Here is an 8,638-nt window from a genome sequence, read left to right as displayed (position 1 = left end):
CAGCCGTTTTGGTAGCGGAAAGCTACCAAAACGGCTGTTTTTTTATATTTCTGTTAAGATTATCGGTTCGCCGCGTGTTACGACAACTGTATGTTCACATTGTGCAACAAGGCTTTTGTCAGGTGTAACGAAAGTCCAACCATCGTCACCGCGCTCGATAATATGATCAGCTTTCATAGAAATGAATGGCTCTACAGCGATAACAAGACCATCTTTTAGAAGCGCGTTATCCATTGGATCAAAATAGCTTAAAATGTGATTTGGTGCTTCATGTAAGCTAAGACCAATGCCGTGACCAGTTAAGTTTTGAATAACATTGTATCCATTTTTATGTGCGAAGTTTGAAACAGCACGACCGATTTGATTTTGTTTTGAACCAGCTTTAACCTTTTTCATTGCTGCCCAAAATGCATCAACTGCTGCTTGGCAAAGCTTTTCTTTTGCGTCATCTTCCCCAAGTACAAATGAAATACCTGTATCTGCATAATAACCACCAAGTGCAGCAGATACGTCGACATTTACTAAGTCACCTTCCTTTAATACACGATCTCCTGGAATACCGTGAGCAACTTCTTCATTTACACTGATGCAAGTTACACCAGGGAAATCATATTCTTTTTCAGGTGCAGAAATAGCACCATGCTCATCTAATACTTTTTTACCGATCAAATCTAGCTCTTTCGTTGTCATGCCTGGCTTTGCTTGTTTTTTCATTTCTTCACGTGCAAGCGCAACGATGCGGCCGATTTTTCGTAAGCCTTCTAAGTCTTGTTCATTACGAATAATCATGAAAACCACTGTCCTTCCTCGAATATATATCTTATCCGATTGTATCATGTTTATTTTCGTCCTGCTACTCGCTTGCGGTATGCGGGCTGATTCGTCTCATAAAGAATACATGACAATTGTCATATCGATGTTATGACGCATCATACTGTTTCCTAACTTTTCCAACACATACAATGTAAATATAAGAAACAGCGGGGGTGGAGAGATGGAAAAGATTATTGAAGTAAATGGTGTTTCTAAAACATTTAAACATAAAAAAGCTGTAAATAACGTTTCGTTTCATGTGAACAAAGGAGAAATAGTAGCGCTACTTGGACCGAATGGTGCTGGTAAAACAACGACGATGTCTATGATGCTCGGATTAAAGGATCCAACAGAAGGAACGGTTTCTGTATTTGGAAAGAGTCCAAAGCATAGAGATGTTCGCAATAGCCTCGGTGCGATGCTACAAGAAGTAAGTGTTATTGATAGTATTACGGTGGAAGAAGCGATTGAGCTATTCCGTAGTTATTATACAAATCCGGTAGCAAAAGAAACTTTATTACAGTTATCAAATTTAGAATCAGAGCGAAAGCAAAGATGTGAGAAATTATCAGGTGGGCAAAAAAGAAGGTTAAACTTTGCGCTCGCACTTGCAGGTAATCCAGAGTTGCTGTTTTTAGATGAGCCAACGGTTGGAATGGATATTACATCTCGAAGAACGTTTTGGGAAACGATTCGAAAGTTAACAAGTGAAGGGAAAACGATTATTTTAACGACGCACTATTTAGAAGAAGCAGATGCTTTAGCGAATCGTATTTTATTATTTGCAAACGGAAAAATTATCGCAGATGGCACACCTGACGAGATGAAAGCGACGATTTCTCGAAAAACGATCTCGTTTTATTCGAAAGAGAAAATTCCTAAGAGTTTATTAAAGGAATTGCCGAATGTAACAGAAGTACAGTCAAATGAAGGACGTTTCATCTTAACAACTGAAGATACTGATGCAACTTTACAAGCAATTTATCAAAGAAATCTATCTGTAACAGATGTTTCGGTTGAACGAGGAAGTCTTGATGAAGCATTTGAACAGTTTGTCGCAAATCAGAAGGGGGAAATCGCATGAAAGCATTATGGATGCAATGCAAAATAGAAATTTTACGTACATTCCGTAATAAATTATTTATCTTTTTCTCATTATTAATGCCAGTTATGTTTTATTACATTTTCACAAATGTTGTTCAAGTACCACAAAACGGAGATGCGTGGAAAGCACACTATTTAATTTCGATGGCAACTTTCAGTATTGTAGGGACTGCACTTTTTAGTTTCGGTGTTAGAATTTCTCAGGAAAAAGGGCAAGGATGGACACATCTTTTAAAAATTACACCACTTCCAGAGGGAGCGTATTTAACAGCAAAAATTATCGCTCAAACAGTAGTAAATGCTTTCTCAATCTTAGTTATTTTTATGGCCGGAATCTTAATTAATCATGTCGAGTTAACGGTAGGGCAGTGGATTGGCGCTGGATTATGGTTGTTGTTAGGTGTGACACCATTTTTAGCGCTTGGAACAGTAATAGGTTCCATTAAAAAGGCGGATGCAGCTGCTGGCCTAGCAAATATTTTAAACATGAGTTTAGCTGTAATTGGCGGGTTATGGATGCCAATTGAAGTATTCCCAAAAATATTAAGAACGATTGGGGAATGGACACCGACATACCATTTTGGAAGCGGCGCATGGGATATTGTAGCTGGAAAATCAGTTGGTTGGGAAAATATCGCGGTACTAGGAGGTTATTTCCTTATATTTGTTGTAGTATCAATATATATAAGAAAAAGACAGGAAGCGGTATAAATGATAGAGATGAAGAGGTTTGAATTTTTTCCGAAACAGCTGGGTTTTTTCCCGTATATGTGGCTCGTTTATCTGTTATTTCCAATTTACAATTTGACACAAGTATCGGGGTGGAAACTTGTACTCGGAATCGGTATGTTGATAGTTTTCGTTGTCACATACCGACAACTTTATTTTGTTAAGAAGACGTTCGTTTTATGGGCGTGTATTCAAATGGTCCTTACCCTCTCGTTTGCTTTGTTTTATAATCCTTTCATGATATTGTTTGGATATTTCACGGCGAGTGCGATGGGGTTTGCACCAAGTAAGAAAGTATTTCGCGTATTGTTATGTTTATTAGTTATAATGCTTGGAACTTTTATATTTTTAAATATTAACCAACTAACAATTCCAAATTTAGTGAATATCATTCCAATGTTTATTTTAATGCTTATTACGCCATTTGGTATGCGTAATTTTAATCAAAAAAAGATGTTAAAGAACCAATTAAACGAAGCAAACGAGCAAATTAAAGACTTAGTAAAACGTGAAGAACGGCAGCGAATTGCAAGGGATCTTCATGATACATTAGGTCATACGTTATCTCTTATTACGTTAAAAAGCCAGCTCGTTGAGAAGTTAATCGTAAAAAATCCAGAGCGTGCAAGTATAGAAGCGAAGGAAATTACACAAACATCTCGCACAGCTTTAAAGCAGCTAAGAGAATTAATTTCTGATATGCGTATGATTACAGTAGAAGAAGAGCTGGAGCAAATAAAAGTGATTTTACAAGCAGCTAATATTGAATTAGAAGTGAAGCAGGAATCGAGTGCAAGTTCGTTATCACCAATTGAACAAAATATTGTCGGAATGTGTTTACGTGAGGCAGTGACGAATGTTGTAAAGCATAGTAAGGCAGCGCGGTGCACAGTTTCTGTATCGGAGTCGCAAGGTGAATTAACTGTAACAGTAGAAGACGATGGAATTGGTTTAGCGGTTCAAAATCATGATGGAAATGGTATTCGCGGTATGAAAGAGCGAATTGCTCTTATTGATGGATTTGTTGAACTGGGTACGATAAATCCAGGGACGCTATTAACAGTGAAAGTTCCAGTTGTCATTCGAACAGGAAAAGATGAGGTGAGGGCATGATTCGAATTATTATTGCAGAAGATCAACGGATGCTTCGTGGAGCACTAGGGGCTCTGCTTGATCTAGAAGATGATATTGAAGTAATTGGGCAAGCTGCAAATGGGGAAGAGGCGCTGAAATTAATCGAATCGCTAAAACCTGATATAAGTATTATGGATATTGAAATGCCAATTCAAAGTGGCTTAGATGTTGCGGAAACTTTAAAGAAAGAAAAATCAGCATGCAAAGTAATGATTTTAACAACATTTGCAAGGCCGGGGTATTTTGAAAGGGCGATGAAAGCTGGTGTGCACGGATATTTGTTAAAAGATAGCCCGAGTGAGGACTTAGCTGCAGCGATTCGTAATGTAATGAAAGGAAAACGAGAGATCTCTCAAGATTTAATGTTCGGGTTATGGCAAGAGCAAAATCCGTTATCAGATCGTGAAAAAGAAGTATTGTTGCTTGCGAAAGAGGGCAAGACGGCAAATGAAATTGCGAAGGCACTTTATCTGTCACCTGGTACAGTACGTAATTATATTTCTGAAGTGTTAACGAAGCTCGATGCGAAAAATAGAATTGAGGCAATTACAATTGCGGAAGAAAAGGGATGGATATAAAAAGAAGTTTACCTATGAGAGGTAAACTTCTTTTTATATCCATTCTTCACTAATTATTAGTCTTCAACAATCGGGATAAACAACGCTTTCGTTAGAGAATTCTGTTTTAACCGTATCGCTTGGAATTTGAAGCGTATTACGTAATGTAGGTTTTACTTCATTTTTCGACAAAAAATTTGTTATAGTAAGATTAGGTTGTTGTTCTAAATGTTGGATAACTTTACGACTAACAGTAGTAATTACGCCATTTTTATCTACTTTTACAATGAAATCACTGGTAATTCTCCTATAATTCATCTATAACCCTTCTAAGCTATTCCTGTATGTGAGGTGAATTGTATGAAGAATTTGCCGAATTTTATATATATTATGCATTATTTCATATCAAAAATTGTCGAATTCACATTATTGTAGTGGTATGACAACTTAATAAATTAGATTGTTATAGTGGGATGGTGAATAAGTATGCAGGCAGAAAAATTAGGAAGTGAAATTAAGAAAATTAGGGCGATGAGAGGATTAACACAAAAGCAGTTATCCGAGAACATATGTCATCAATCGGAAGTGAGTAGAATTGAATCGGGCGCGGTATACCCAAGTATGGATATATTACAAGGTATCGCAGCGAAATTACAAGTTCCCATTATTCATTTTTATGAGGTACTCATTTATTCCGATCTTGAGAGGAAAAAGCAGTTAAAAGATCAAATTATTATGCTTTGTAAGCAAAAGAAATATAAAGAAATTTATAATAAAGTATGGAATGAACTAAAAAAGGAAGAATATCATCCTGAGTTTCAGCAATTTCTTCAATGGCAATATTATGTAGCAGCTTACATATTGAAAAAAATTGATTACGAATATTGTATTTTAGAGTTAAAAAAGTTGTTAAACCAACAATTAGCTGGAATAGACGTATACCAAAATCTTTATATAGAAAATGCAATTGCAAATATTTATTCTGAAAATGGTCATCTTAAGAAAGGCCTAGAGTTATTTGAAGATATATTAAAGCAATTAGAAGCACTGCCTGAAAATAAAGAGTTTGATGTGAAGGTAAGACATAATCATGCAAAAACATTATACGTAGATAATCAATATGAAGAAGCGCTTTACCAAATAAATAAAGCTATTGAAATATCGTGTCGAATTAATAGTATGGCATTGATTGGACAGCTATACTATCAAAAAGGTGAATGCTTAGAAAAGCTAGAATACGATAGGGCAGAGGTTGAAGAGGCTTATGAAAAGGCTTGCTTCTTTTTCGATATTTTAGAAATGCATCCGTATAAAGAAAAATTTATGAAAAAAATGAAGAGATAAAAAACCTGAAAATTAAATATGCATAATTGCATAATGTATGGAGAAATTTTCATGATATAGTTAAAAGAAAAAATGTGGGTGATGGAATATGAAGAAACTACTTATTGGTGGTCTATTAACGTTAGCGATGGCATGGGGTATTTCATTAACAGATACAGCTTTAGAGAACAGCCAAGTAATTTCTCATAATGATCAAGAGGTACAATTAGCTTCAGATATGCCTTATGAATATTAAAAACAACCGTCTTACTTAGACGGTTGTTTTTTTGTGGAGTAACATCCAAACATCTTTATTAGAAACAGGTTTGCTAAAGAAGAATCCTTGAATATGATCACAGTTTTGTGCGCGTAAAAAATTCCACTGTTCTTCTGTCTCTACACCTTCAGCAATAACTTCTAAATTTAATTCTTTGGATAGTTTAATAATGGAAGCGATAATTGCTTCTTCTAAAGGGCTATTTGTAATGCCACAAATAAATTCTCGGGCAATTTTTAATGTGTTGATTGGATATTTTGTTAAATAAGCTAAAGAGCTATAACCAGTTCCGAAGTCATCAATTGAAATTTGAATACCGAGATTTTGAAGTTCTTCTAGTTTAGCAACTACAGAATGATTTTGATTAATCGCGATACTTTCCGTAATCTCAATATCTAATGCTTCTGGTTTTAGTTTTGTTTCTTCTAGGACTTTTGAAATAGTTGATATTAAATCTGGGTGATTAAATTGAACAACAGATAAATTTACACCAACTTTTAAATGAGAAAAGCCTTGGTTATGCCATTTTTTTGCTTCCGAACAGGCTTTATGTAAAATCCAATTACCAAGTTCAATAATAAATCCTGTTTCCTCTGCTAGAGGAATGAACTGGGCAGGTGATACAATTCCGAGTTTTGGATGTTTCCAACGAATTAATGCTTCAAAACCGATAATTTGTTTTGTTTTTGTATGTACTTGCGGTTGATATTCAAGGAAAAATTCATTTTGCTGTAATGCTTTTGAAAGTTCACCTTCTAGGAAGTTACTCTCATTTTGAGCAATACTCATTTCTTTTGAGAAGAAAACAAATCTGTTTTTTCCATTTGCTTTCGCACAATACATAGCCATATCGGCATTTTTCATTAATTCGGTTACATTTGTTCCATAATCAGGGTACATTGCAATTCCGATACTTGGTGTAATAGATAGTTCTTCGTCTTTAATGAAGAACGGTTTGTTTAAAATAGTTAAAATTTGTTCAGCGATGAAAGATGCACTTTTTTCAGAGTACATATCTGGTAATAGAATTGTAAACTCATCGCCCCCTTGACGAGCAACGATATCTTTAGAACGCAAACACCCACGTAATCGCTTTGCTACTTCGATTAATAGTAAATCTCCAACATCATGACCAAGGCGATCATTAATTTTTTTGAATCGATCTAAATCAAGGAACATGACGGCAATGTCATTTGCACTAGTTTGAGCCGTAGTTAACATAGCTTTTAAATCTTTTTCAAACTTACGGCGATTTGGTAACCCGGTAAGTGCATCATGAAAAGCTAAATGCTCTACTTGCTTTTGCTTTTCATATAAAGTTGTAATATCACGTGCTATCCCGAACATCCCAACAACTTCTTTATTTATAAACGTAGGGATAAGCGTAATGTGAAGGTAATAATAGTAGCCTTCTTTTTCTTTTGTACGAACTTCTAAGGTTTGTGGTCTACCTTCTTTTGTAAGTTGTAAAGCCCTCTTTAGTAGTTCATGGTCTTTTGGATCAATGAAATGTAGAAGAGAATAGCTAGCTACCTCACAATAGTAAGCAGTAAATAAACTTTCACATGCCTGATTAGAGCGTTGAAAAATACCATTCATATTTAAGGAGAACACGGCATCAGGGTGATCTTCAAATAAAGATTTATAACGTTGTTCACTTTTGGATAATGCAGATGCACCTTCTTCAACTTCGTCCTCTAGTTGTATAGTCAACTTCTCGTAGGTGTCAATTAATGCTTGATTGTCTTTCCACATGTAAAGTTGTCGTAGAAATAATAAGATTAATGATAATACTAGACCGATTAGCATGAACTGATCATCCCAAGGCTGAAGGACAATAAAAGCAAAAGTAATAATTATACTAAAATAAGGTAATATAAAGCGTACATAATCGAATCGATAATATTTTGTTTTCGTTTCATGTCGTATTGGTTTATCCAAAATGTATAGTATGGACGATAAACCTATTAGTAAAATGGAAGCGGTATGTATTAAATAAGAGACTTCAGAAGAAGATTTCATTCCGGCGTTTAATTGGAATAAATGTACATATCCGTATACAAGTATAATAGTAAAGCCGATAATTAACGCGATTCTACTAGAAGAATATTTTTCTCTTCTATATAAGCTAATAACGGCGTAAATCACTAATGATTGTGCAACAAAGTATCCAATTAAAACCCACATATCTGTTGTTAACGCACGAAAGCTTGAGAGATCCAAAATAAAAGTTAAGGTGAAATAAATATTCATAATAACAATAAAGATGCTGTCGAATGAAAATTGAGCAAGGCCTCTAATAGAGTAATGTTTTATAAACTTTATAGCAAAGCCAGAAAAGAGCAAAATATATTGTATGATGAAAAAAGGCAATGCCTTATATGAGAATAGGACTTGATCATATATAGAAAGGGAATGCAAAAATAAAGTAATTTCCATAGTTAATCCACATATACAAGTGCATAGTACTAGAACCCAAAATAGTTTGTCGCCGCGTTTCATCTTCTTAATTGCTTTATATAGGCAATAGCAAGAAAAGATTGTAGCAAAACAAAATAAGAAAAGAATTCCAATTTCTTTTATATTCAAGTCCTTAGGAATAAGGAATATCCAAAGAGAAAATATAATTATATACATCATGACAAATTGTACATACTTTTTTTGATTAATCATATTATGGCTCCGTTTCAATAAAGTTGAA

At 34.8% G+C, this 8,638-nt stretch carries 8 protein-coding genes and 1 pseudogene; 6 read left to right on the top strand and 3 right to left on the bottom strand.

Features of this window, described 5'->3' with window-relative positions; translation table 11 throughout:
- Positions 1 to 42 precede the first annotated feature (42 nt).
- Positions 43 to 789, bottom strand: coding sequence for a type I methionyl aminopeptidase (map, locus tag BAQ48_RS09020; protein ID WP_071710811.1), 747 nt, complete (start codon positions 787 to 789; stop codon positions 43 to 45).
- Positions 790 to 994: 205 nt separating this feature from the next.
- On the opposite strand from map, the gene BAQ48_RS09015 reads away from it, so the two are divergent.
- From BAQ48_RS09015 to BAQ48_RS09000, 4 genes are read left to right on the top strand one after another with little or no spacing between them, the layout of a single operon-like run.
- Positions 995 to 1,897 carry an ABC transporter ATP-binding protein gene (locus tag BAQ48_RS09015; RefSeq protein WP_071710810.1) on the top strand — a complete coding sequence of 301 codons (903 nt, stop codon included), beginning with the start codon at positions 995 to 997 and terminating at the stop codon, positions 1,895 to 1,897.
- The gene (locus BAQ48_RS09010; protein WP_000646290.1) at positions 1,894 to 2,628 is read left to right on the top strand and encodes an ABC transporter permease; all 735 of its coding nucleotides are present in this window, start codon (positions 1,894 to 1,896) and stop codon (positions 2,626 to 2,628) included. Before BAQ48_RS09015 ends, BAQ48_RS09010 begins: the two co-directional genes overlap by 4 nt.
- Positions 2,629 to 3,759 (top strand): sensor histidine kinase, encoded by a 1,131-nt coding sequence (locus BAQ48_RS09005; protein ID WP_071710809.1) that lies wholly within the window; start codon positions 2,629 to 2,631, stop codon positions 3,757 to 3,759.
- The gene (locus BAQ48_RS09000) at positions 3,756 to 4,358 is read left to right on the top strand and encodes a response regulator transcription factor (RefSeq protein WP_000619248.1); all 603 of its coding nucleotides are present in this window, start codon (positions 3,756 to 3,758) and stop codon (positions 4,356 to 4,358) included. Before BAQ48_RS09005 ends, BAQ48_RS09000 begins: the two co-directional genes overlap by 4 nt.
- Positions 4,359 to 4,433: 75 nt before the next feature.
- Here the strand turns inward: BAQ48_RS09000 and BAQ48_RS08995 are convergent.
- Positions 4,434 to 4,631: pseudogene (locus BAQ48_RS08995) on the bottom strand (bacillolysin); the annotation flags it as partial.
- 192 nt (positions 4,632 to 4,823) lie between these two features.
- Between BAQ48_RS08995 and BAQ48_RS08990 the strand changes: the two are divergent.
- Both BAQ48_RS08990 and BAQ48_RS08985 read left to right on the top strand, forming a co-directional pair.
- Positions 4,824 to 5,681 (top strand): helix-turn-helix domain-containing protein, encoded by an 858-nt coding sequence (locus BAQ48_RS08990; protein WP_071710808.1) that lies wholly within the window; start codon positions 4,824 to 4,826, stop codon positions 5,679 to 5,681.
- A gap of 88 nt (positions 5,682 to 5,769) precedes the next feature.
- Positions 5,770 to 5,916 (top strand): quorum-sensing peptide PapR, encoded by a 147-nt coding sequence (locus BAQ48_RS08985; RefSeq protein ID WP_071710807.1) that lies wholly within the window; start codon positions 5,770 to 5,772, stop codon positions 5,914 to 5,916.
- 15 nt (positions 5,917 to 5,931) lie between these two features.
- Here the strand turns inward: BAQ48_RS08985 and BAQ48_RS08980 are convergent, their stop codons facing one another.
- Positions 5,932 to 8,610: a DUF4084 domain-containing protein gene (locus BAQ48_RS08980; RefSeq protein ID WP_071710806.1), complete on the bottom strand. Its 2,679-nt coding sequence runs from the start codon at positions 8,608 to 8,610 to the stop codon at positions 5,932 to 5,934.
- Positions 8,611 to 8,638: the final 28 nt, after the last annotated feature.

The organism is Bacillus luti, assembly GCF_001884105.1.
GTDB lineage: Bacteria > Bacillota > Bacilli > Bacillales > Bacillaceae_G > Bacillus_A > Bacillus_A luti.
This window is presented reverse-complemented; position numbering and strand designations above follow the sequence as displayed.

Bases quoted from the DNA above. Each gene is read 5' to 3' on its own strand.
- BAQ48_RS09010 (WP_000646290.1), top strand. From the start codon at position 1,894: ATGAAAGCATTATGGATGCAATGCAAAATAGAAATTTTACGTACATTC.
- BAQ48_RS09000 (WP_000619248.1), top strand. From the start codon at position 3,756: ATGATTCGAATTATTATTGCAGAAGATCAACGGATGCTTCGTGGAGCA.
- BAQ48_RS08990 (WP_071710808.1), top strand. From the start codon at position 4,824: ATGCAGGCAGAAAAATTAGGAAGTGAAATTAAGAAAATTAGGGCGATG.
- BAQ48_RS09005 (WP_071710809.1), top strand. From the start codon at position 2,629: ATGATAGAGATGAAGAGGTTTGAATTTTTTCCGAAACAGCTGGGTTTT.
- BAQ48_RS08985 (WP_071710807.1), top strand. From the start codon at position 5,770: ATGAAGAAACTACTTATTGGTGGTCTATTAACGTTAGCGATGGCATGG.
- map (WP_071710811.1), bottom strand. From the start codon at position 789: ATGATTATTCGTAATGAACAAGACTTAGAAGGCTTACGAAAAATCGGC.
- BAQ48_RS08980 (WP_071710806.1), bottom strand. From the start codon at position 8,610: ATGATTAATCAAAAAAAGTATGTACAATTTGTCATGATGTATATAATT.
- BAQ48_RS09015 (WP_071710810.1), top strand. From the start codon at position 995: ATGGAAAAGATTATTGAAGTAAATGGTGTTTCTAAAACATTTAAACAT.